The 25071-nt window shown below is 72.6% G+C and carries 4 protein-coding genes; 1 reads left to right on the plus strand and 3 read right to left on the minus strand.

What is annotated here, in order from left to right:
- The gene (locus IEY91_RS06795; RefSeq protein WP_189173232.1) at positions 1–16401 is read left to right on the plus strand and encodes a non-ribosomal peptide synthetase; all 16401 of its coding nucleotides are present in this window, start codon (positions 1–3) and stop codon (positions 16399–16401) included.
- Between the two features lie 160 nt (positions 16402–16561).
- Here IEY91_RS06795 and IEY91_RS06800 read toward each other — a convergent pair whose 3' ends face one another.
- The 3 genes from IEY91_RS06800 to IEY91_RS06810 all read right to left on the minus strand — a co-directional run bounded on the left by IEY91_RS06800 (position 16562) and on the right by IEY91_RS06810 (position 25057).
- Positions 16562–17713: an alpha-hydroxy-acid oxidizing protein gene (locus IEY91_RS06800; RefSeq protein WP_189173462.1), complete on the minus strand. Its 1152-nt coding sequence runs from the start codon at positions 17711–17713 to the stop codon at positions 16562–16564.
- 80 nt (positions 17714–17793) lie between these two features.
- Positions 17794–18555, minus strand: a complete 762-nt coding sequence (locus IEY91_RS06805; protein ID WP_189173233.1) for a thioesterase II family protein — start codon at positions 18553–18555, stop codon at positions 17794–17796.
- A gap of 52 nt (positions 18556–18607) precedes the next feature.
- A complete protein-coding gene (locus tag IEY91_RS06810) occupies positions 18608–25057 on the minus strand; it encodes a type I polyketide synthase (RefSeq protein ID WP_444545470.1) in 6450 nt (2149 codons plus the stop codon).
- Positions 25058–25071 lie beyond the last annotated feature (14 nt).

The following is a 25071-nucleotide window of genomic DNA, read 5'->3' on the forward strand; positions in this document are numbered from 1 at the left end:
ATGATCCCGTTGTCTTTCGCGCAGCGCCGGCTGTGGTTCATCAGCCGGTTCGAGGGTCCTTCGGCGACGTACAACCTTCCCTTCCTCATGCGGCTCACCGGCACCCTGGATTCCGGTGCCCTGGAGTCGGCCGTACGTGACGTGCTGGAGCGGCACGAGAGCCTGCGCACCCTCATCGTCGAGAACGCCGACGGCGTCCCGGCGCAGGAAGTCGTCGAGATGGCCGACGTCCGCTTCGGCATGCCGGTCGTCGAGGTCGAGCCGTCCGCAATGGACGAGGCCGTCGCCAAGGAGGCGGGGTACGTCCTCGACCTCGCCACCGAGATCCCCCTGCGGGCCACCCTGCTCAAGGCCGGTGAGCAGGAGCACGTCCTGGTGCTCCTCATCCACCACATCGCGAGCGACGGCGAATCCATGGGCCCGCTCGCCCGCGACCTGGCCGAGGCGTACTCCGCCCGCCTCAAGGGCGAGGAGCCCGGCTGGGAGGAACTCCCGGTCCAGTACATCGACTACACGATGTGGCAGCGCGAGCTGCTCGGCGACGAGCACGACCCCGAGAGCGTCCTGTCCGCCCAGGTCGACTACTGGCGCGGCGAGCTGGCCGGCGTCCCGCAGCCGCTCCAGCTTCCCGCCGACCGCCCGCGCCCGCCCGTGGCCAGCCACGACGGCGACGGCGTGAGCCTCACCGTCGACCCCGAACTGATCGTGAGGATCGAGGCCCTTGCGCGCGAGCGCGACGTCACCGTGCCGATGGTGATGCAGGCCGCCCTGATGGTCACGCTCCAGCACCTCGGCGCCGGCGAGGACATCGCGCTCGGCTCCACCGTCGCGGGCCGCACCGACGACGACCTCACCGACCTCATCGGCTTCTTCGTCAACACCTGGGTGCTGCGCGCCGACCTGTCCGGCAGCCCGACCTTCGAGAAGCTGCTCGCCCAGGTCCAGGACAAGGCCCTGGCGGCGTACGACAACCAGGACGCGCCCTTCGAGCGCCTCGTGGAGATCCTCAACCCCGAGCGCTCCACGGCCTACCACCCGCTGTTCCAGGTGATGTTCACCTGGGAGACCGAAGCCGCGATGGACCTCGAACTGCCGGGGCTCACCACGCGGCTCGAAGTGCTCTCCACGGCGACCGCCAAGTTCGACCTGGAGTTCAACTACTTCTACGACCCCGCCAAGCGGGCGATGCTCATCCACCTCGAGTACGCCACCGACCTCTTCGACCGCGCCACGGCCGAGGCCGTCACCCAGCGCTACCTGCGGGTCGTCGAGCAGCTGATCGCCGAACCGGCGCGCCCCGTCGGCCTCGTGGACATCCTTGAGGCCGACGAACGCGCGCTGGTGCTCGGCGCGTTCAACGACACCGCCAGGGAGACCCCCGAGCTCACCGTGCCCGCCATGGTGGAGCTCCAGGTGGCGCGGACCCCGGACGCGGTCGCCGTCGTCTTCGGCGACGAGTCCCTCACGTACGCGGAGCTGAACGCGCGCGCCGACAAGCTCGCGCGGGAACTCATCGCGCGCGGTGTCGGCCCGGAGAGCGTGGTGGGCCTGTCCCTGCCGCGCTCCGCCGACCTCGTCGTGGGCCTGCTCGGCGTCCTGAAGGCGGGCGGCGCCTATCTGCCGATCGACCCCAAGTACCCCAGCACGCGCCTCGACTTCATCCTGTCCGACGCCCGGCCGACGCTGATCCTCACGGACGCGGACACGGTCGGCGTGCTGCCCGAGAACGACACGCCGCGGCTCTTCATCGGCGACGTCGACCTCGACGCCGCCGCCGGGGACGTCCCGCTGACCGACGCCGACCGGCTCGCCCCGCTGAAGCCCGGCAACGTCGCGTACGTGATGTACACCTCCGGCTCGACCGGCACCCCCAAGGGTGTGGCCATCAGCCACCGCAACGTCGTCAACGACGTGACGGGCCTCGCGTCCGCCGTGGGCGTCGAGGCCGGCTCGCGCGTGCTCGCGGGCACCTCCATCAACTTCGACGTGTCGGTCTTCGAGACCTTCACCACCCTGGCGACCGGCGGCACCCTCGAAGTGGTGCGCGACGTCCTCGTCATCGGCGAGCGCGGCGGCTGGAACGGCGGGGTCATCTCCACCGTCCCGTCCGTCTTCGGCGAGCTGCTCGACCAGGTCACCGGGAAGATCAGCGCCGACGCCGTCGTGTTCGCAGGCGAGGCGCTCTCCGCGTCCCTGGTGCGGCGCGTGCGCGACGCCATCCCCGGCGTCAGGGTCGTCAACGCGTACGGCCAGAGCGAGAGCTTCTACGCGACCACCTTCTCGGTGTCCGACACCGACGAGTGGCACGGCACGAGCAGCGCCCCCATCGGCAGCCCGCTCGGCAACGTCCGCACCTACGTCCTCGGCCCGGGCCTGGAGCCCGCTCCCGTCGGTGTCGCGGGAGAGCTCTATGTCGCGGGCGTCGTCGGCCGCGGCTACCACCGGCGCCCCGACCTGACGGCGGACCGCTTCGTCGCCGACCCCTACGGCCCGCCCGGCTCGCGCATGTACCGCACCGGCGACCTCGCGCGCTGGACCGCCGAAGGACAGCTGGAGTACGTCGGCCGCGGCGACGCGCAGGTCAAGGTGCGCGGCTTCCGCATCGAGCCCGGCGAGATCGAGGCCGCCCTGACCGCCCACCCGGGCGTCGCGCAGGCCGTCGTCACCGTCCACCAGGGCCGCGGCAGCAAGCAACTCGTCGGCTACGTCGTGCCCGTGGGCTCCGACGAGTCCGTCGCGGTGGGCTCCGGCGACGTGGAGAGCCTCAGCGACCTCGACGTCGACCTCACCATGGTGGTCTCCGCGCGCGAGCTGCGCCGGTTCGTCTCCGGGCGGCTCCCGGAGTTCATGGTCCCGGCCGTCTTCGTGATGCTCGACCGGCTTCCGCTCGCCCCGAACGGCAAGCTGGACCGGGCCGCACTGCCCGAGCCGGAGTTCAGCGGCGGGCAGTACCGTGCGCCGCGCACCCCCGCCGAGGAGGTCCTGACCGGCGTCTACGCCGAGGTCCTGGGCCTGGACCGGGTCGGCATCGACGACGACTTCTTCGCCGTCGGCGGCGACTCCATCCGCTCCATCCAGGTCGTCTCGCGCGCCCGCGCCCAGGGCGTCGAGGTCAGCCCCCGGCAGATCTTCGAGCACCGCACCGTGGCCGAGCTCGCCGATGTCGCCGCGACCAGCGGGACCGGGCTCGTCCTGGAGGAGCTGGAGGGCGGCGGCGTCGGCTGGATGCCGCTCATGCCCGCCGGGCACTTCCTGAAGGAACTGGGCGGCGGCAGCGACCGGTTCTCCATGTCGATGGTGCTCGACCTGCCCGTCGGCATCGACGAGCAGGGCCTGACCGCGACCCTGCGTGCCGTAGTCGACGGCCACGACATCCTGCGCTCGCGCCTCCTGACGGACGGCGACGGCGGCCTGGAGGTCGCCCCGGCCGGTTCGCTCGACGTGGGCCCGCTCATCCACCGCGTCGCGTGCGACGGGCGCTGGGACGAGGGCTGGCGTGAGCTCGCGTTCGCCGAACTCGACGCCGCCACCGGCCGCCTGGACGCCGCCGGTGGCGTGATGGCGCAGTTCGTGTGGTTCGACGCGGGCACCGAAGCGCCGGGCCGCCTGCACGTCGTCCTGCACCACTTCGTGATCGACGGCGTGTCCTGGCGCGTGCTCCTGCCCGACTTCGCGCAGGCCTGGGAGCAGGTCAAGGCCGGCAAGACGCCGGAGCTCGCGCCCGTGTCGACCTCCGTGCGCCGCTGGGCCCACGCCCTCGTGGACGAGGCGTCCTCGCCGCGGCGCACCGCCGAACTCGACCTGTGGCGCAAGGTCGTGGAGGGCCCGGACCCGGTGCTCGGCGCCCGCCACCTCGACCCCGCCGTGGACACCGTCTCCACCGTGGAGCACGTCGTCGTCCAGGTGCCGGTGCAGGTCACCGAGTCCCTCCTGACGAAGCTGCCCGCGGCCTTCCGCGGCGGCGTCAACGACGGACTGCTCACCGCCCTCGCGCTCGCCGTCACCCGCTGGCGCAAGGCCCGCGGCATCGACGAGTCCTCCGTGCTCCTTCGCCTCGAAGGCCACGGCCGCGAGGAGTACGCGATCCCGGGCGCGGACCTGTCCCGCACCATGGGCTGGTTCACCAGCATGTTCCCGCTGCGGCTCGACATCGGCGGGATCGACGTCGACGAGGCGTTCGCGGGCGGCGCCGCCGCCGGTGCCGCCGTCAAGGCCGTCAAGGAACAGTCCCTCGCCATCCCGGACAAGGGCCTCGGCTACGGCCTCCTGCGTTACCTCAACCCGGAGGCCTCCGAGATCCTGCGCCGGTACTCCACCGGCCAGGTCGCCTTCAACTACCTGGGCCGCTTCTCCACGTCCACGGACATGCCCGACCACCTGCGCGGCCTCGGCTTCAGCCAGGCCGAGGGCACGGCCGACATCCTCGCCGACCTCGACGCGGACATGCCCGCCCTGTCGGTCTTCGACGTGAACGCGCTCGTCCTCGACTCCGACGAGGGCCCGCAGCTCAACGCCCGCATCGGCTTCCCCGCGGGCGTCCTCGCGCAGGCCGACGTGCAGGACCTCGCCGACCTGTGGTGCCAGGCACTCGAAGGCCTCGCCCAGTACGTCGCCCGGCCGGACGCGGGCGGCCTCACGCCGTCCGACGTGCCGCTCGTCGACGTCACCCAGGGCGACCTGGAGCTGTGGGAGCGCCGCTACCCGGGCGTCACCGACGTGTGGCCGCTCACCGCCGCCCAGTCCGGCCTGCTCTTCCACACGATGCTCGCGGACGCCTCCTTCGACGCGTACCAGATGCAGCTCACCTTCCACCTGTCCGGCAAGGTCGAGCCCGCCCGTATGCGCGCGGCAGGGCAGGCCCTGCTCGACCGGTACGCCAACCTGCGCACCGCGTTCGTCACGGACGCCGAGGGCAACCAGGTCTCCCTCGTCCTCGACGAGGTCGAACTGCCGTGGGAGCAGCACGACTTGAGCTCCCTCGGCGAGGCCGAGCGCACCGCCACGCTGAAGCGGCTGCTCGCCGACGACCACGCCAAGCACTTCGACCCGGTCAACCCGCCGATGCTGCGGATGACCCTGATCACGCTCGGCGGGGACCGCTCCGAGCTGGTGTTCACCGCCAACCACGTCCTGTTCGACGGCTGGTCCGTGCCGCTGCTGCTGCAGGACCTCCTTCGCCTCTACGGTTCCGACGGCGACGCTTCCGAGCTGGCGCGCGTGCGCGGCTTCCGCGAGTTCCTCGCCTGGCTCGGCCAGCAGGACCGCGACGAGGACACCCGCGTCTGGACCGAGGAGCTCGCCGGGGTCGACGAGCCCACGCTGCTCGCGCCCAGCCCCAAGCCGGGCGTCCGGCAGGAGGGCATCGGCCAGGTCGACGTGCCGCTGTCCGGGGAGTCCGCGCGTGAACTCGCGCGCCGCGCCGGTGAACTCGGCATCACGATGAACACCGTCGTCCAGGGCGCCTGGGGCCTGCTGCTCGCGGAGCTGACCGGACGCAAGGACGTCGTGTTCGGCGCCACGGTCTCCGGCCGCCCGCCGGTCGTGCCCGGCATCGACCACATCGTCGGCCTGTTCATCAACACCCTTCCGGTGCGCGTCGACTGCGCGCCCGGCGACTCCCTCACCGACGTCCTCACCGGCCTGCAGAGCCGGCAGGGCGCGCTCCTGGACCACCAGCACTTCGGTCTGAGCGACATCCAGAACGCCGTCGGCGTGACCTCGCTGTTCGACACCATCGTGGTGTTCGACTCCTACCCGGTGGACTCCGTCGGCATCACCGACGCGTACGCCGAGGCGGGCATCTCCGTCACGGGCATCAGCCCGCTCACCGGCACCCACTACCCGATGATCGTCGCCGCCGACGCCGAGCCGCACCTGCGCCTCGCCCTGCAGTACCAGCACCACCTCTTCGACCGCGCGGACGTCGAGGCCGTCGCGGCCCGCCTCGGCCGCGTGCTGCTCCAGCTCGTCGAGGACCCGCGGATCGCCGTCGGACACCTCGACATCCTGGACGCCGACGAGCGCGAGCACGTCCTGTACGGCCTCAACGCCACGGCCGCCGAGACGCCCGCGCTCACCGTCCCGGGCCTCTTCGAGCAGCGGGTCGCGGCGAGCCCCGACGCGGTCGCGCTGGTGTACGGCGACGTGTCGTACACGTACACGGAGTTGAACGCGCGCGCCGACAAGCTCGCGCGGGAACTCATCGCCCGCGAGGTCGGCCCGGAGTCGGTGGTCGGTCTCGCCCTGCCGCGCTCCGCCGACCTGATCGTGGGCCTGCTCGCGGTGCTCAAGGCGGGCGGCGCCTACCTGCCGATCGACCCGAAGTACCCGAGCTCGCGTCTCGGGCACATCCTGTCCGACGCCCGGCCGACGCTGGTCCTCACGGACGCCGACACGGTCGGCGTGCTGCCGGAGACAGACGTACCGAGCCTGTTCCTGGGCGATGTGGACCTCGACGTCACCGCCGCCGACGCGCCGCTCACCGAAGCCGACCGCAAGGCCCCGCTCAAGCCCGACCACATCGCGTACGTGATGTACACGTCCGGCTCGACCGGCACCCCCAAGGGCGTGGCGATCACCCACCACAACGTGGTGAACGGCGTGACGCGCCTGGCCGCCTCGGTCGGCATCGACTCCACCACGCGGATGCTCGCGGGCACCTCCGTGAACTTCGACGTGTCGGTCTTCGAGGCCGTCACCACGCTGTCCCAGGGCGGCACCCTCGAAGTCGTCCGCGACGTCCTCGTCATCGGCGAGCGCAACGGCTGGACGGGCGGCGTGGTCTCCACGGTGCCGTCGGTCTTCGCCGAGCTGCTCGACCAGGTGACCGGCGAACTCGCCGTGGACTCCGTGGTGTTCGCGGGTGAGGCGCTGCCCGCCGCGCTGGTGCAGCGGGTGCGCGAGGCCATCCCGGGCGTCCGCGTGGTCAACGCCTACGGCCAGACCGAGTCGTTCTACGCCACCACCTTCGCGCTGCCCGCAGGCCAGGAGTGGACGGGCGCGGGCTCCGCGCCCATCGGCGCCCCGCTCGGCAACATGCGTGCCTACGTGCTCGGTTCGGGCCTCGCGCCCGTCCCGGTCGGTGTCGTGGGCGAGCTGTACATCGCCGGGAACGTGGCCCGCGGCTACTTCGGGCGCGCGGACCTGACCGCCGACCGCTTCGTCGCGGACCCGTACGGCCCCGCGGGTTCGCGGATGTACCGCACCGGCGACCTGGCCCGCTGGAACAGCGACGGCCAGCTCGAATACGTCGGCCGCGGCGACTCTCAGGTCAAGGTGCGCGGCTTCCGCATCGAGCCCGGCGAGGTCGAGGCGGCCCTGACCGCACACCCGGCCGTCGCCCAGGGCGTGGTCGTCGCCCGCGCACAGCAGGGGACCTCCGACAAGCGCCTGGTGGCGTACGTCGTGCCCGCGGGCGCGGACGAGCCGGACGTCGCCGAGCTGCGCGCGTTCGTCTCCGGCAAGCTGCCCGAGTTCATGGTGCCCTCGGCCTTCGTGGTCCTGGAGAAGCTGCCGCTCGCCCCGAACGGCAAGCTGGACCGCAAGGCGCTGCCGGAGCCGGAGTTCACCGGCGCCGTCTACCGCGCGCCGCGGGGCCCTCAGGAAGAGGTCCTCTGCGGACTGTTCGCCGAGGTCCTCGGCCTGGAGCAGGTCGGCATCGACGACAACTTCTTCACCGTGGGCGGCCACTCGCTGCTCGCGACCCGCCTCGTCAGCCGCATCCGCACCGCCCTCGACGTCGAGATCCCGATCCGCGTCGTCTTCGCGTCGCCCACCGTCGCGGAGCTGGTCGGGCACCTGTCCGTCGGCGGCCGGGTGCGGCCGCAGCTCAAGCGGGCCGAGACGCGGCCCGAGTTCATTCCGCTGTCGTACGCCCAGCGCCGCCTGTGGTTCATCGACAGGTTCGAGGGCCCCTCGGCGACGTACAACACGCCGTTCCCGCTGCGGCTCAGCGGCACGCTGGACGCGGCCGCCCTCCAGGCGGCGGTCAACGACATCGTCGGGCGGCACGAGAGCCTGCGCACGCTGATCATCGACGACAGCGAGGGCGTGCCCTTCCAGAAGGTGCTGCCCGCCGCCGACGTGCACGTGGACGTGCCCGTCGTCGACGTGGCGCCTGACGAGCTCGCCGACGCGATGGTGGCCGCGGCTGGATACAGCTTCGACCTGGCCGCGGAGGTCCCGACGCGGGCCACCGTCCTCAGGACCGGCGATCAGGAGTACGTCCTCCTGCTCCTTTTCCACCACATCGTCAGCGACGGCGTGTCCATGGGCCCGCTGGCCCGCGACCTGGCCGCCGCCTACACCGCCCGCCTCACGGGCGAGGCACCGGCCTGGCGGGAACTCCCCGTCCAGTACGTCGACTACACGCTGTGGCAGCGCGAGCTGCTCGGCGACGAGGACGACCCGGACAGCGTGCAGTCGGCCCAGGTCGACTACTGGCGCGAGGAGCTGGCCGCCGTACCGCAGCCGCTGCGCCTGCCCACCGACCGGCCGCGCCCGCCGCAGGCAAGCCACCGCGGCGCCACCGTCGAGTTCCAGCTCGACCGCGACGTGATGGACACCGTCGAGGAGCTGGCCCGGCAGCGCGGCGCGACCGCCGCGATGGTGCTCCAGTCCGCGCTCGCCGTGCTCCTGCACGGAATGGGCGGCGGCGACGACGTCACCATCGGCTCGCCGATCGCCAACCGCACCGACGAAGGCCTCGCCGACCTGGTCGGCTTCTTCGTCAACACCTGGGTCCTGCGCGCCGACCTGTCCGGCAATCCCACCTTCGAGACGCTGCTCGACCAGGCAAGGACCAAGTCCCTCACCGCCTACGACAACCAGGACGTGCCGTTCGAGCGCCTGGTGGAGGTGCTCAACCCCGAGCGCTCCACCGCGTACTCGCCGCTGTTCCAGGTGATGTTCGCCTGGCAGAACTTCAACCGGAACGACTTCTCGCTGCCCGGCCTCGACGTCGAGTTCGAGCGCATCCGCAACGAGAGCGCGAAGTTCGACCTGTTCTTCAACATGGCCGACATCCCGGGCTACGGCGTCGTGGGTCATCTGGAGTACGCCACCGACCTGTTCGACCACACCACCGCGCAGACCATCACCGACCGCTTCATCCGGGTCGTCGGGCTGCTCGCGGCCGACCCGGCCCAGCGGGTCGGCGCGGTCGAGCTGGTGGAGGCGGCCGAGCGCGATCTCGTCCTGCGCGGCTTCAACGACACCGCGCAGCCCACGCCCGAGCTCACGATCCCGGGGCTCTTCGAGAAGCAGGTGGCCAAGCGTCCGCACGAGGTCGCGGTGGTGTTCGGCGATCAGTCGCTGACGTACCGGGAACTGGACGCGAAGGCGAACCTCGCCGCCCGCGAGCTGATCAAGCGCGGCGTCGGCCCGGAGACGATCGTCGGTCTCGCCCTGCCGCGCACGGCCGACCTCATCGTGGCCTGGCTCGCGGTGCTCAAGGCCGGCGGCGCCTACCTGCCGATCGACCCCAAGTACCCCAGCTCGCGCCTCGGGCACATCCTGTCCGACGCCCGGCCGACGCTGGTCCTCACGGACGCCGACACGGTCGGCGTGCTCCCGGAGACCGACGTCCCGAGCCTGTTCTTCGGCGACCTCGACCTGGAGCCGAAGAAGCGCAACCTGAAGGTCCAGGACAAGGACCGCCTCGCCGCGCTGAAGCCCGACCACGTCGCGTACGTGATGTACACCTCGGGCTCGACCGGCACCCCCAAGGGCGTGGCGATCACCCACCACAACGTGGTCAACGGCATCACGCGCCTCGCCGCGTCCGTGGGCATCGACTCCGGCACCCGCATGCTGGCCGCCACCTCGGTCAACTTCGACGTGTCCGTGTTCGAGACGTTCACGACGCTGTGCCAGGGCGGCACCGTGGAGGTGGCCCGCGACGTGCTCGTCATCGGCGAGCGCGGTGGCTGGACCGGCGGCGTCGTCAGCTCGGTGCCCTCGGTCTTCGCCGAGCTCCTGGAGCAGGTCGACGGCGAACTCGACGTCGACTCCGTGGTGTTCGCCGGTGAGGCCCTCACGTCCTCGCTGGTGCAGCGGGTCCGCGAGGCCATCCCGGGCGTCCGCGTGGTCAACGCCTACGGCCAGACCGAGTCGTTCTACGCCACCACCTTCGCGCTGCCCGCCGACCAGGAGTGGACGGGCACGGGCGCCGCGCCCATCGGCGCCCCGCTCGGCAACATGCGGACCTACGTGCTCGGTTCCGGCCTCACTCCGGTTCCCGTGGGCGTCGTGGGCGAGCTGTACGTCGCGGGGAACGTGGCGCGCGGCTACTTCGGGCGGCCCGACCTCACGGCGGACCGCTTCGTGGCCGACCCCTTCGGTCCCGCGGGTTCGCGGATGTACCGCACGGGTGACCTGGCGCGGTGGACCGCCGAGGGTCAGCTGGAGTACGTCGGCCGCGACGACGCGCAGGTCAAGGTGCGCGGCATCCGCATCGAGCCCGGCGAGGTCGAAGCCTGCCTGATGTCCCACCCGGGCGTCGCGCAGGCCGTCGTGACCGTCGTGGACGGGCGTGGCAGCAAGCAGCTCGTGGGCTATGTCGTGCCCGCCGGTGAGCAGATCGACGACGTCAACGCCGACCTGGACCTCACCGCCGGTGTCTCGGTGGAGGAGCTGCGCAAGTACGCCTCCGCGCGGCTGCCCGAGTTCATGGTCCCCTCGGTGTTCGTGGTCCTGGAGCGCCTCCCGCTCGCCCCGAACGGCAAGCTGGACCGCAAGGCCCTGCCCGAGCCGGAGTTCACCGCCGGTGAGTACCGGGCGCCGCGCACCGCCGAGGAGAAGGTCCTCGCCGGGGTGTACGCCGAGGTCCTGGGCCTCGGCCGGGTCGGCGTCGACGACGACTTCTTCGCCGTCGGCGGCGACTCCATCCGCTCCATCCAGGTGGTGTCCCGCGCCAAGGCGCAGGGCATCGAGATCACCCCGCGGCAGATCTTCGAGCGCCGCACGGTGTCCGAACTGGCCGTCGCCGCGCTGGAGAACCGCCTCGCGGGCGCCGGCGCGGTCCTGGAGGAGCTGGAGGGCGGCGGCGTCGGCACCATGCCGCTGCTGCCCGTGGCCCGCTACATGACCGGTGAACTCGGCGCGAGCACCGACCGGTTCTCCATGTCGACGGTCCTGGACCTGCCCAAGGACATCGACGAGCCCGGTCTTGTCGCCACCCTCACGGCCCTGGTCGACGCCCACGACGTGCTGCGCTCCACCCTCCTCACCGAGGGCGACGGCGGCCTTGAGGTCGCCGCGCCCGGCACGGTCGACGTGGCTTCGCTGGTCCACCGCGTGGAGTGCGACGGCGACTGGACCGACGTGGCCTGGCGACGGCTCGCGGCGGCCGAACTCGACGCCGCCACGGGCCGGTTGGACCCGGCCGCCGGGGAGATGGTCCAGTTCGTCTGGTTCGACACCGCGTCCGCGGACCGCGCCGGGCGCCTCATCATCGTCCTGCACCACCTGGTGGTCGACGGTGTCTCCTGGCGCATCCTCGTGCCCGACCTCGCCGCCGCCTGGGAGCACGTCAAGGCGGGCCGGACACCGGAACTCGCGCCGGTCGCCACCTCCCTGCGCCGCTGGGCCCACGCCCTCGAGAACGAGGCGGCCACCGAGTCCCGCACGGCCGAACTGCCCCTGTGGCAGGGCATGCTGGAGGGCCCGGACCCCGTCCTCGGCGCGCGCGACCTCGACCCGGCGGTGGACGTCACCGCCACGGTGGAGACCGTGCAGGTGAAGCTGCCGGTGGCGCTCACCGAAGCGATCCTCACCACCGTCCCCGCCGCCTTCCATGGTGGCGTCAACGACGGACTGCTCGCCGCCCTCGCCCTCGCGGTCACCCGCTGGCGCAAGGGCCGCGGCGTGGCCGAGTCCTCGACGCTGATCCGTCTCGAGGGCCACGGCCGCGAGGAGTACGTCGCCCCGGGCGCGGACCTGTCCCGCACCCTCGGCTGGTTCACGAGCATGTTCCCGGTGCGTCTCGACGTCGCCGGACACGACGTGGACGAGGCGTTCGCGGGCGGCTCGGCCGCGGGCGGCGTGGTCAAGGCGGTCAAGGAGCAGCTGCTCGCCGTGCCCGACAAGGGCATCGGCTTCGGCATGCTGCGCTACCTCAACCCCGAGACCGCGGCGGTCCTCGACGGCCGCCCGACCGGCCAGATCGCGTTCAACTACCTGGGCCGGTTCTCCGCCGACGACATGCCCGAGGAGCTGCGCGGCCTCGGCTGGAGCGTGGCCGAGGACACCGACGACCTGATCGCCGACCTCAACGCGGAGATGCCGGCGCTCGCCACGGTCGACTTCGCCGCGTACGTCACCGACACCGTCAAGGGCCCGGAGCTGACCGCCAGCGTCGGCTTCCCCACCGGCGTCCTGTCGCGCGCCGAGGTGCAGGAGCTCACCGACCACTGGCGCACGGCCCTGGAGGGCCTCGCCCAGCACGTGGCGCGGCCCGGCGCGGGCGGCCTCACGCCGTCCGACGTGCCGCTGGTCGACGTCACCCAGGTCGACATCGAGAACTGGGAGAAGAAGTACCCGGGCCTCGCGGACGTGTGGCCGCTGACGTCGATGCAGTCGGGCCTGCTGTTCCACAGCATGCTCGGCAACGCCGACGCCGACGACGCCCGCGACGCCTACCACATCCAGCTCGTGATGCACCTCTCCGGAGAGATCGACCCGGCCCGGGTCCGCACGGCGGGCCAGGCGCTCCTCAACCGGTACGCGAACCTGCGCACCGCGTTCGTCAACGACGCGGCGGGCGAACTGCGCCAGCTCGTCGTCGACGGCGTCGAACTCCCCTGGAGCGAGGCCGACTTGAGCGGCCTGCCGGAGAGCGAGCGCGAGGCGTCCTTCGAGCTGCTGCTCGCCGAGGACCAGGTGAAGCACTTCGACCCGGCCGCGGCACCGCTGCTGCGGATGTGCCTGGTCAAGATGGACGACAACCTCTCCGAGCTGGTGTTCAGCGCCCACCACGTGCTGTACGACGGCTGGTCCTTCCCGATGCTCATCCAGGACCTGCTGCGTCTCTACGGCACCCAGGGCGACGCCTCCGACCTGCCCCGCGTACGCAGCTACCGCGAGTTCCTCGCCTGGCTGTCGAAGCAGGACCTCGGCGAGGCGGCCCGTGCCTGGGCCGACGAGCTTCAGGGGGTCGAGGAGCCGACGATGCTGGCTCCCGGCGCCTCCGAGGAGCAGGGCAGCCTCGGCATGGTCGAGGTGCCGCTCCCGGCGGACGACGCCCGCGTCCTCTCGCGGCGCGCGTCCGAGCTGGGCATCACCCTGAACACGCTGGTGCAGGGCGCCTGGGCGCTCGTGCTCGGCCAGATGACGGGGCGTCACGATGTGACGTTCGGCGCCACGGTGTCAGGACGGCCGCCGTCGGTCACCGGTGTCGACACGATGGTCGGTCTGTTCATCAACACCCTGCCGGTACGTGTGCGCACCTCCCCCCTGGAGACGCTCGCGGACATGCTGACGGGGCTCCAGGACCGGCAGGCCGCGCTGCTCGACCACCACCACTACGGCCTGTCCGACATCCAGCGGGGCACCGGGCTCAGCTCGCTCTTCGACACCATCGTCGTGTTCGAGTCGTTCCCGGTCGACCACGCCGGAATGAGCGACGCGAACGCCACGGCGGGCATCGCGGTCACCGGTCTGCGCGCCTCCAGCGGCACGCACTACCCGCTGATCGTGGGCGCCGACGCATCGCCGCACCTGCGTATGGGCCTGCAGTTCCAGGACACCATGTACGAGGAGGACGTGGTCCGCGAGATCGCAGGGCGACTCGGCCGGGTGCTCCAGCAGATCGCGGCCGAGCCGCAGACGCCCGTCAAGGACGTCGACGTGCTCGCGCCGGGGGAGCGGGAGCGGCTGCTCGGCGAGTACAACGACACCGCCGCGGAGACGCCCGCCATCACCGTGCCGGAGCTGTTCGAGCGGCAGGCGGCGGCCACACCGGACGCGGTCGCCGTGGAGTTCGGCGACACGTCGTGGACGTACGCCGAACTGGACGCGCGGGCGAACCGGCTCGCGCGGGAGCTGATCCGGCGCGAGGTGGGCCCGGAGTCGGTCGTGGGCCTCGCGCTGCCGCGGTCGGCGGACCTGATCGTGGGTCTGCTCGGTGTGCTGAAGTCGGGCGGCGCGTATCTGCCGATCGACCCGAAGTACCCCAGCTCGCGCCTGGACCACATCCTGTCCGACGCCCGGCCGGCGCTGGTCCTCACGGACGCCGACACCGTCGGCGTGCTGCCCGGGAACGACATCCCGCGCCTGTTCATCGGCGACCTCGACCTGGAGCCGAAGAAGCGGAACGCCAAGGTCAGCGACGCGGACCGGGTGGCGCCGCTGCTTCCGGACAACGTGGCGTACGTGATGTACACCTCGGGTTCGACCGGCACCCCCAAGGGCGTCATGGTGACGCACGCGGGCGTGGTCAACGGCATCACGCGCCTGGTCGAGCGGGTCGGCGGCGCGGGCGGGCGGACGCTCGCGGGCACCTCGGTCAACTTCGACGTGTCGGTCTTCGAGACCTTCACGACGCTGTCGACCGGCGGCACCCTCGAAGTGGCCCGCGACGTCCTCGTCATCGGCGAGCGCAACGGCTGGACGGGCGGCGTCATCTCCACCGTCCCGTCGGTCTTCGCCGAACTCCTCGACCAGGTGACCGGCGAGATCCGCGCCGAGTCCGTGGTCTTCGCAGGCGAGGCCCTGTCGCCCGCGCTCGTGCAGCGGGTGCGCGAGGCCATCCCGGGTGTGCGGGTGGTCAACGCCTACGGCCAGACCGAGTCGTTCTACGCGACGACGTTCGCCCTCGCCGCCGAGCAGGAGTGGGCGGCCGCGGGCAGCGCGCCGATCGGTGCTCCGATCGGCAACATGCGCACCTACATCCTCGGCCCCGACCTCACGCCGGTTCCGCAGGGCGTGGTCGGTGAGCTGTACGTGGCGGGAGCGGTGGCCCGAGGCTACTTCGACCGCGCGGAGCTCACCGCGGACCGGTTCGTGGCCGACCCGTTCGGCCCGGCGGGCTCGCGCATGTACCGCACCGGCGACCTCGCCCGCTGGAACACCGACGGGCAGCTCGAGTACGTCGGCCGCGACGACTCCCAGGTCAAGGTGCGCGGCTTCCGCATCGAGCCGGGCGAGGTCGAGGCGGCGCTCACGGCGCACCCGGACGTGGCCCAGGCCGCGGTGATCGCCCGCGGCACGGGGACGGTCGACAAGCGCCTGGTGGCGTACGTCGTACCTGCCGGGGCGCAGGACGTCGACACCTTCGACGTCACCGCGCTGCGGGAGTTCGTGGCCGCGAAGCTGCCGGACTTCATGGTCCCGTCGGCCTTCGTGGTCCTGGAGCGCCTCCCGCTCGCCCCGAACGGCAAGCTGGACCGCAAGGCGCTGCCGGAGCCGGAGTTCACCGGCGCGGAGTACCGGGCGCCGCGCACCCCGCAGGAAGAGGTCCTGTGCGGCCTGTTCGCCGAGGTGCTCGGGCTCGACCAGGTCGGCATCGACGACAACTTCTTCACCGTGGGCGGCCATTCGCTGCTCGCGACCCGGCTCGTCAGCCGGATCCGCACGGTGCTCGGCGTCGAGATCCCGATGCGGGTCGTGTTCCAGCACTCCACGGTCGCGGAGATGGCGGAGTGCCTGACCTCGGGCACGGAGTCCTTCAGCTTCACCGACCCGTTCGGTGTGGTCATGCCGATGAAGACCGACGGCGACGAGGGACCGCTGTGGTTCATCCACCCCGGTGTCGGTCTGTCCTGGGTCTACCTGGGCTTCGCCAGCCAGGTCGGGGACCGTCCCGTCTACGGCATCCAGGCGCGGGGCTTCGACGGCTCCGAACTGCCCGGCTCCATCGAGGAGATGGTTGCGGACTACCTGGAGCAGATCCTTTCCGTGCAGGCGGAGGGTCCCTTCCGGCTCGTCGGCCTCTCCATCGGCGGCACGCTGGCGCAGGCCCTGGCGGCCGAGCTGCAGCGGCTCGGCCACGAGGTGGCGCTGCTCGGCCTCATGGACTGCGTTCCCGCGGAGTGGTTCGCGCGGAACAACACGTCCCTGGAGATGGGCGAGGTCGAGGACGTGCTCGGCGGGTACATCCCGTCGGCCGGCACGGAGGAGGGCGCCGACGACGGCTCGCGGGCCTCGCTGGTGAAGAACGCGTCCACCATCGCGGTGCGGCACACCGACATGATGGGCGAGTACAGCCAGCCCACCTACCGCGGTGACGCCGTGTTCTTCAACGCGACGCTGAACCCCGACGACTCGTACGCCCCCCAGTGGGCCGCGTACATCACGGGGACCGTCGAGGAGCACGACATCCACTCCACGCACATGGGGATGTACCTGCCGCGGCCGGCGGCGGAGATCTGCAAGGTCCTCAAGCGCCACCTCGACGGCAGCTGACGGCAGCCGAGGGAGCACCACCTGAACCCCGAAGGGGGCGAGGCCGGAAGGCTTCGCCCCCTTCGGGGTTTCGCACGGTGTGGGCGCACGGCAAACGGCCCCGGGCCGCGCCTTGTGGGCGCTGCTCGGGGCCGCGTGCTCGTCGCGTGCTTGCGGGGACCTAGATGGTGAGCGGTCCTCGCGGGGCGAGCAACTCACGCGTGATGTCCGCGATGGACGGGCAACCGGTGAGAGTCATGGCCAGGTCCAGATCGGCGAGCAGGCACCGCAGCACGTGCTCGACGCCGGCCTGGCCGTCCAGGGCGAGGCCGTAGACGTAGGGCCTGCCGTACAGGACGGCGTCGGCGCCCAGGGCGAGCGCCTTGACGACGTCCGTGCCGGTGCGGACACCGGAGTCCATCAGGACCGGGACGCCCGGACCGACGGCGGCGCGCACCGCGGGCAGGGCGTCGAGGGCGGCCACGCCGCCGTCCAGCTGACGGCCGCCGTGGTTGGAGACCACCACGCCGTCGGCACCGGCCGCCAACGCGCGGCGCGCGTCGTCGGGGTGCTGGACGCCCTTGATGAGGATGGGCAGATCGGTCCACTGCCGCAGGCGCGGCAGGTCGTCCCAGGTGAGCGTGGGGTTGGACGAGATCTTCGCCCAGTGGCCCACGGCCGCCATGGCCCCGCCGTCCGCGGGCAGCCCGGCCTGGAACGCCGGGTCGCTGGTGAAGTTGGCGATGCCCTGGCCGTGCACGAAGGGGATGTACGCGGCGTCCAGGTCCGAGGGGCGGTAGCCGAAGGTGGGGTTGTCCACCGTGACCACGATCGCCGTGTACCCGGCCACCGAGACCCGGCGCACCAGGGACTCGGCCACCTCGGGGTCGTTCGGCCAGTACAGCTGGTACCAACGGGGCTGCGAGCCCGCCTCCTTGGCCACGTCCTCCATGGAGTGCGAAGAGAACGAGGAGAGCACGAACGGCACGCCCACCTCGGCGGCGCCCCGGACCGAGGCCAGCTCGCCCTCGGGGTGCGCCACCGTCTGCGCGGCCACCGGCGCGAGCAGCACCGGCACGTCGAGGTGCTGGCCCAGCAGGGACACCGACAGGTCGCGCTCGCTGACGCCCTTCCACATGCGCGGCAGGAGCCGCCACTGCTCGAACGCCTCGCGGTTGGCGCTGCCGGTCGTGCCGGTGCCCGCGTCGCCCGCGACGTACGCGTGCGCGTGCGGCTCCATGACCGCGCGCGCCGCGTCCTCAAGCGTCGTCAGGTCCGTGGACAGCTTGGGCTTCTTGCCCGCGATCCCGGCCAGGTAGATCTCCCGGACCATCTCGGCACGGGCCACCTGGCCGGTCTGGGCCTGCTCCGCCGCCTGGGCCTGCTCCGCCGCCTGGGCCTGCTCCGCCGTCGTCATGACGCCCCCGCGGACTTCTGGAGGTCCTCGCGGATGTACCGGGTGAGCAGCGGCGCCGCCCCCGAGTCCCGCTCGGTCAGGGCGAAGTGGCCGCCGGGCAGCAGCTCGAGGCCGTACTCACCACGGGTGTGGCCGGACCAGCCGGTCATCTGCTCGGCGGTGTTCTTCGGGTCCTCCTTGGCGAGAAGCACCGTGAGGGGCGCCGCCACGGCGGCGCCGTCCTCGGGGGTGTAGTTGCCGAGGGCCTCGTTGTCGCCGCGCATCAGGCGGACCATCTCCGCGACGGTCTCGGGGTCGTTGAGGAGCGCCTCCGGTACGCCGCCGAGCCACCGCACATGCTCGACGATCACGTCGTCGCCGCTGTCCTCGGGCGTGCCGGCCTTCCAGTCGGCCGAGGGCGGCCAGGCAGCCGAGGCGAAGAGCCGCTGCAACTCGCCCTTCTGCTCCAGGAGCCGGGCCGCCTCGAAGGCGACCAGGGAGCCCAGGCTGTGCCCGAGCAGGAACAGCGGCCGGTCGTCGAAGTCGGCGAGCGCCCCGACGGCCCCGGCGGCGAGCGTCGTGATGTTGTCCGCGAACGGCTCGGCGCGCCGGTCCTGGCGCCCCGGGTACTGGACGGCCACCAGCTCGATGTCGGCGGGCAGTGCCGCCGAGAGCGCGGTGAACGCCATCGCCGGGCCGCCGGCGTGCGGGAAGCACACCAGGCGGGCCTTGGCGTCCGGCTTCGGATGGAACGTACGTATCCAGGTGTTGCGTGTCATGCCTTCGAGTCCTGTCCTTCAGGCTGGGGAGCAGGCGTACTGGGGAGCGGCATCAGGAGCCGAGCTTGGTCAGCAGGTCGCGCAGGCGGTCGCCCACGGTGTCGCGCACGGAGTCGCTCAGCCGGGTGTCGGCGAACACCGACTCCAGCTTGGTCAGCTCGTCGAGGACGGCCATGGCGTCACCGGCGTCCTCCTCGCCGTCCTGCTGCTCCGACTTCAGGTGCTCCACGAGCTCGGCCGGGGTCGGCCAGTCGTAGATGAAGGTGGCGGGCAGCTTGACGCCCGTCGCCGCGCCCAGACGGTTGCGCAGCTCGACGGCGGTCAGCGAGTCGAAGCCGATCTGGTCGAACGCGCCGTGCGGGTCCACGACCGCGCCCGAGGCGTGGCCGAGGACGGCCGCGACCTCGTGCAGGACCGTGTCCAGGAGGCGGTCGCCGGTCCCGGCGCCCTCCACCGCGCCGTCCGCCGCAGCGGAAGGAGCGGCCTTCGCGGTCGCGGGCACCAGGCTCCGAAGGAGCGGCGGCACCGTGCCGCCGGCCGCGGCGCTCGCCCGCAGGCCCGCCAGGTTCCAGGCGGCGGCCACGGCCACCGGACGGTCCCTGCGGATCGCCGCGTCCATGAGCTTCAGGCCCTGCTCGGTGGAGAGCGGCGCCACACCGATACGGCCCATGCGGGTGATGTCGGTGTCGGTCAGGCCCGCGCCCATGCCGCCGTCGCCGCCCCACAGGCCCCACGCGAGGGAGACGCCGGGCTTGCCGATGGAACGCCGGTACTCGATCAGGCCGTCGAGGAAGGAGTTGCCCGCGGCGTAACCGCCCTGCGCGGCCGAGCCCATGGTTCCGGCGAGCGAGGAGAACAGCACGAACGCGTCCAGGCCGAGCGGCTCGGTCAGCTCGTGCAGGTTCAGCGCCGCGTCCACCTTGGGGCGCAGGCTGCGGTCCAGGCTCTCGGGCGTGAGCGCGGCGAGGATGCCGTCGTCCAGGACACCGGCCGCGTGCACGACGCTGCCGACGTGCACCCCGTCCTTCAGCAGGGTGTCGAGGGTGGCGGCGAGCGCGTCGCGGTCGGCGGCGTCGCAGGCCACGACGCGGACGTCCGCGCCGAGCGCGCGCAGCTCCTCGATGTCCTTGGCGGCCTCGTCACGGGGCGCGCCACGGCCCATCAGGACCAGCTTCCGCGCGCCGTGCTCGGTCACCAGGTGCCGGGCGACGAGCCGGCCGAGCCAGCCCAGACCGCCCGTGATCAGGGCGGCGCGGCTGGTGTCCCACGGCTCGTCCGCGTCGGCGAGGTCGAGGACGACCTTGCCGATGTGACGGGCCTCGCTGAGGTAGCGGAACGCCTCGGGGGCGCGCCGGATGTCCCAGGCGGAGACGGGCGGCGCCGAAAGCGCGCCCTGCTCGAAGAGTTCGAGCAGTTCCAGGAGCATGCCCTGGATGCGGTCGGGGCCGGGCTCACGCACGTCGTAGGCCTGGTAGGCGACGCCCGGGTACTGCGCCCCGACCTCGGCCGGGTCGCGCCGGTCGGTCTTGCCCATCTCCAGGAACCGGCCGCCGCGCGGAAGCAGCCGCAGCGACGCGTCGGCGAACTCGCCCGCGAGGGAGTTCAGGACGACGTCGACGCCCTTGCCGCCGGTCGCGGCGAGGAAGCTCTGCTCGAAGTCGAGCGTCCGGGACGAGGCGATGCGCTCGTCGGCCACGCCCGCGGCGCGCAGCGCGTGCCACTTGCCCTGGCTCGCCGTCGAGTAGACCGTCGCGCCCAGGTGCCGGGCGATCTGCAGGGCCGCGGTGCCGACGCCGCCGGCGCCCGCGTGGACGAGCAGCGACTCGCCCTCGCGCACGCGGCCGAGGTCGACCAGGCCGTAGTACGCGGTCAGGTACGTCACCGGGACCGCGGCGGCCTGGCGGAACGACCAGCCCTCGGGGATCGGGCACAGCAGGCGGCGGTCGGCCACCGTGTTCGGCCCGACACCGGCGATCAGACCCATCACGCGGTCGCCCGGCTTCAGGTCCGTGACGCCGGGGCCGACTTCGAGCACGACACCGGCGCCCTCGCCGCCCTGCCCCTTGTCGGAGGCGTTGGCGTCGACGGAGGCGTGGATCACGCCGAGCGCGAGCAGCGCGTCACGGAAGTTCAGACCGGCCGCGCGCAGCCGGATGCGGACCTGGCCCTCGGCGAGCGGGGCCTCGATCTCGGGCCACGGCTCCAGGGACAGGTTCGCGAACGACGACTTGGCGACGTAGTCGAGGTACCACGGCACGTCCGCCGGGGCGCGCAGCGTGCCGTCCGGCGTCGCCGTGGTCAGCGACGGGCGGTAGGCGGTGCCGCCGCGCAGCGCGAGCTGGCCCTCGCCGGTGGCGACGGCCGCCTCCAGGGCGGCGCGGGAACCGGCCGTGCCGTCCTCGTCGAGGAGGGAGTAGCGGCCCGGGTGCTCGGCCTGCGCGGAGCGCAGCAGACCCCACACCGCGCGCAGCGCGAGACGTCCGGTGGGCGCTTCGGCGTCCACGGCGACGGCGCCGCGCGTGAGCACGACGAGCCGGGACTGGTCGAGCCGTCCGTCCGAGAGCAGGAGCTGAGCGGTCGTCAGGACGTGGTGCAGGGACTCGCGCACCGTGGCGGCGTCCGACGTGACGTCGGTGGCGTGCGCCGGGACCGCGAGCAGGATGACGTCCGGTGCCTCGTCCTCTTCGAGGGCGACGGACAGGGCGGCCTGGTCGGCGTAGGTGCCTTCGAGGACGCCGGCGAGCGCCTCCGCGGCCTCGGGGGCGTCGCCGATCAGCACCCAGCGCTCCGAGGCGGGCGCGGTCGCCAGCTCGGTGAGCGCCTCCCACGACGGCAGGTACAGGCCGTCGCGGTCGCTCGCCGAGCCGCCCGTGGCGGCGGGGCGGAGCGCGAGGGAACCGATGGAGGCCACCGGCTTGCCCGCGGTGTCGGCCACGTCGACGGCGATCGCGTTCGGGCCCGCCGGGGCGAGCCGCACGCGCAGCGCGGCGTCGGCGGAGCCGAGCGTGCGGGCGTTGTTCCAGGCGTACGGAAGGAGCGTCTTGCCGCCCGAGGTGTCGGTCAGACCACCCAGCGCGGACGGGTGCAGGGCCGCGTCCAGGAGCGCCGGGTGCAGCGCGTAGCCGCCCGTGCCCGGCTGCCTCTCGCCCGGCAGGGCCACCTCGGCGAAGACCTCGTCGCCGCGCTGGAACAGCGCCTTGACGCCGCGGAACACCGGACCGTAGGTCAGGCCCTTCGCGGACAGGTCGGCGTACAGGTCGTCGATGGCGACCGGCAGTTGCTCGGCGTCCTTCGGCGGCCATACCGACAGGTCGGCGGCCGCGGCGGGTGCGTCCTTGGCGACGGAGCCGCCCGCGTTGCGCAGCCAGTCGCCCGCCTCACCGTCCTCGTCGCGGCGCGAGTGCACCGTGACGGCACGGCTGCCGGAGGCGTCGGGCGCCGCGAGGAACACCCGGAGCTGGATCTCTGTGTTTTCGGGGTCCGCGGGGACGATCAGCGGGGCCTCCAGGAGGAGCTCCTCCACCAGGCCGTAGCCCGCCTCGCGGGCGGCGCGCGCGGCGAGGTCGAGCAACTGGGTGCCCGGCACCAGGACCTGCTCGCCCACCTTGTGGTCGGCCAGCCACGGGTGCGTCTCCAGGGAGAGCCGCCCGGTCAGCAACAGGCCGTCCTGATCGGGCAGTTCGGCGACCGCGGTCAGTATCGGGTGGTCGAGCGCGACGAGCCCGGCCGCGCGCACGTCACCGGACCTGGCCGGCTTGTCCAGCCAGTACGGGCGCTGCTGGAAGGCGTACGTCGGCAGCTCGACGCGGGCCGCGCCCTGGCCCGTGAAGACCTTGGCCCAGTCGACGTCGCCGCCGGACGCGTGCACCCGCGAGAGCGCGGTGAGCAGCGTCGCGGCCTCCGGGTTGCGGCGCCGCAGGGCGGGGATCAGCTCGTGTGCGGAGCGCGCGGTGCGCTTGTCTCCGGCGGTGTCCGCGAGGGAGTCGGCGGCCATCGCGGTCAGGTCGCCGGAGGGGCCCATCTCCACGAAGCGGGTGCAGCCGTCGTCGGCGAGGGCGTGCACGCCGTCCTGGAAGCGGACGGCCTGGCGCATGTGGCGCACCCAGTAGTCGGGGCTGGCCAGCTCGTCGGGCTCGGCGGGCTGCCCGGTCAGGTCGGATATGACCGTGAGCTGCGGGAACTCGAACGTCAACCGCGCGGCGAGCGCGCGGAACTCGGCGAGCGCGGGCTCCATGAGCGGCGAGTGGAAGGCGTGGCTGACCTTCAGCCAGGTGGCCTTGCCGCCTGCCTCCTCGAACGGCTCGACGGCGGCGGCGAGCGCCTCCTTCTCACCGGAGAGCACGGTCGCGGCGGGGCCGTTGACGGCGGCGAGCGACACCTTGCTCTCGTACCCGGCGAGCAGCTTGACGGCCTCCTCCTCGGAGGTCCGCAGCGCCACCATCGCGCCACCGGCCGGCAGTTGCTGCATGATGCGGCCGCGGGTGACGGCGAGCTGCGCGGCGTCCTCCAGGGACAGCACCCCGGCGGCGTGGACGGCCGCGAAGGCGCCGACCGAGTGGCCGAGGACGGCGTCGGGACGGATGCCCCAGGACTCGAAGAGCCGGAACAGCGCGACCTCGATCGCGAACAGCGCGGGCTGCGTGTACTCGGTGCGGTTCAGGAGCTCGGCCTCGGGCGTGCCCTCGGCCGCGAACACGACCTCGCGCAGCGGCTTGGCCAGGTGCGGGTCGACCGCCGCGCACACGGCGTCGAAGGCCGCGGCGAACGCGGGGAACGCGGCGTACAGCTCCTGGCCCATCTGCGGGCGCTGCGAGCCCTGGCCCGCGAACAGGAACGCGGTCCTGCCCTCGACGGCCTTGCCGCGCACGGCCTCCGGGCCCGGCGTGCCGTCGGCGAACGCGCGCAACTGCGCGAGCAGTTCGGTGCGCTCGGAGGCGACGAGCACCGCGCGGTGCGCCAGGTGGGCGCGCGTGGTGGCCAGCGAGAGGCCCAGCGAGGAGAGGTGCGCCGACGTGTCGGCGGTCAGGTGCTGGTGCAGCCGCTCGGCCTGCGCGCGCAGCGCCGCCTCGGTGGTCGCGGAGAGCACCAGCGGGACGGCGGGCAGCGGCGCGGAGGTCTCCTCGGCGGTGTCCTCGGCCGCGAACTCCGGGGCCTGCTCCAGGATCACGTGGGCGTTGGTGCCGCTGATGCCGAAGGAGGACACGGCGGCGCGCCGCGGCCGGTCGACCTCGGGCCAGGCCTTCGCCTCGGTGAGCAGCTCAAGGGTGCCCGCGGACCAGTCGACGTTCGGGCTCGGGGTGTCCACGTGCAGCGTCTTGGGGAGCACGCCGTTGCGCAGCGCCATCGTCATCTTGATGAGACCGCCGACGCCGGCGGCCGCCTGCGCGTGACCGATGTTGGACTTCAGCGAGCCCAGGTACAGGGGGTTGTCCGCCGAGCGGGCCGCGCCGTACGTGGCGATGAGGGCGTTGGCCTCCAGCGGGTCGCCGAGCGACGTGCCGGTGCCGTGCGCCTCGACGACGTCGACGTCGGCGCCGGTCAGCTTCGCGCCGGTCAGGGCCTGCTTGACCAGGGCCTCCTGGGCGGGGCCGTTGGGCGCGGTCAGGCCGTTGCTCGCGCCGTCCTGGTTGACGGCGGAGCCGCGCACCACCGCGAGGACGGGGTGGCCCAGGCGCCGGGCGTCGGAGAGCCGCTCGACGAGCAGCAGACCCGCGCCCTCCGCCCAGGCGGTGCCGTCGGCGGACGACGAGAAGGACTTGCAGCGGCCGTCGGGGGACAGGCCCCGCTGACGGCTGAACTCGATGAAGGAGTTGGGCGACGCCATCAGCGTCGAGGCGCCCGCGAGGGCCATCGTGCACTCGCCGCGGCGCAGCGAGTTGACGGCCAGGTGCAGCGCCACCAGGGACGACGAGCACGCCGTGTCCACGGTGATGGCCGGGCCCTGGAGACCGAAGGTGTAGGACAGGCGGCCGGAGGCCACGCTGCCCGCGCTGCCGAGCGTCAGGTACGCCTCGTACTCCTCGGGAGCCGGGTCGTTGACGCGCGCCGCGTAGTCGTCGTACATCGTGCCGACGAACACGCCCGTGCGGCTGCCGCGCAGCGTCGCCGGGTCGATGCCCGCGTACTCGAAGGCCTCCCACGCGGTCTCCAGGAGGAGCCGCTGCTGGGGGTCGACGGCGTACGCCTCGCGCGGCGAGATGCCGAAGAACTCCGGGTCGAACTCCGGGGCGTCATAGATGAAGCCGCCGTGCCGCACGTACGAGGTGCCCGCGTGGTCGGGGTCCGCGTCGTACAGGTTCGACAGGTCCCAGCCGCGGTTGGTGGGGAACGGGCCGACCGCGTCCACCTCGTCGGTGACCAGTCGCCACAGGTCCTCGGGGGACCGGACGCCGCCCGGGAAGCGGCAGGCCATCGCGACGATCGCGATCGGCTCCTCGTCGCGCTCCTTGATGCGGGCGTTGGCGGCCTTCAGCCGCTCGTTCTCCTTGAGCGCGGCCCGCAACGCGTCGACGACTT

The organism is Streptomyces lasiicapitis (assembly GCF_014646335.1).
GTDB lineage: Bacteria > Actinomycetota > Actinomycetes > Streptomycetales > Streptomycetaceae > Streptomyces > Streptomyces lasiicapitis.

Coding starts and splice junctions, on each gene's coding strand:
- IEY91_RS06795 (WP_189173232.1), top strand. CDS start 1: ATGATCCCGTTGTCTTTCGCGCAGCGCCGGCTGTGGTTCATCAGCCGG.
- IEY91_RS06800 (WP_189173462.1), bottom strand. CDS start 17,713: ATGGTCCGGGAGATCTACCTGGCCGGGATCGCGGGCAAGAAGCCCAAG.
- IEY91_RS06805 (WP_189173233.1), bottom strand. CDS start 18,555: ATGACACGCAACACCTGGATACGTACGTTCCATCCGAAGCCGGACGCC.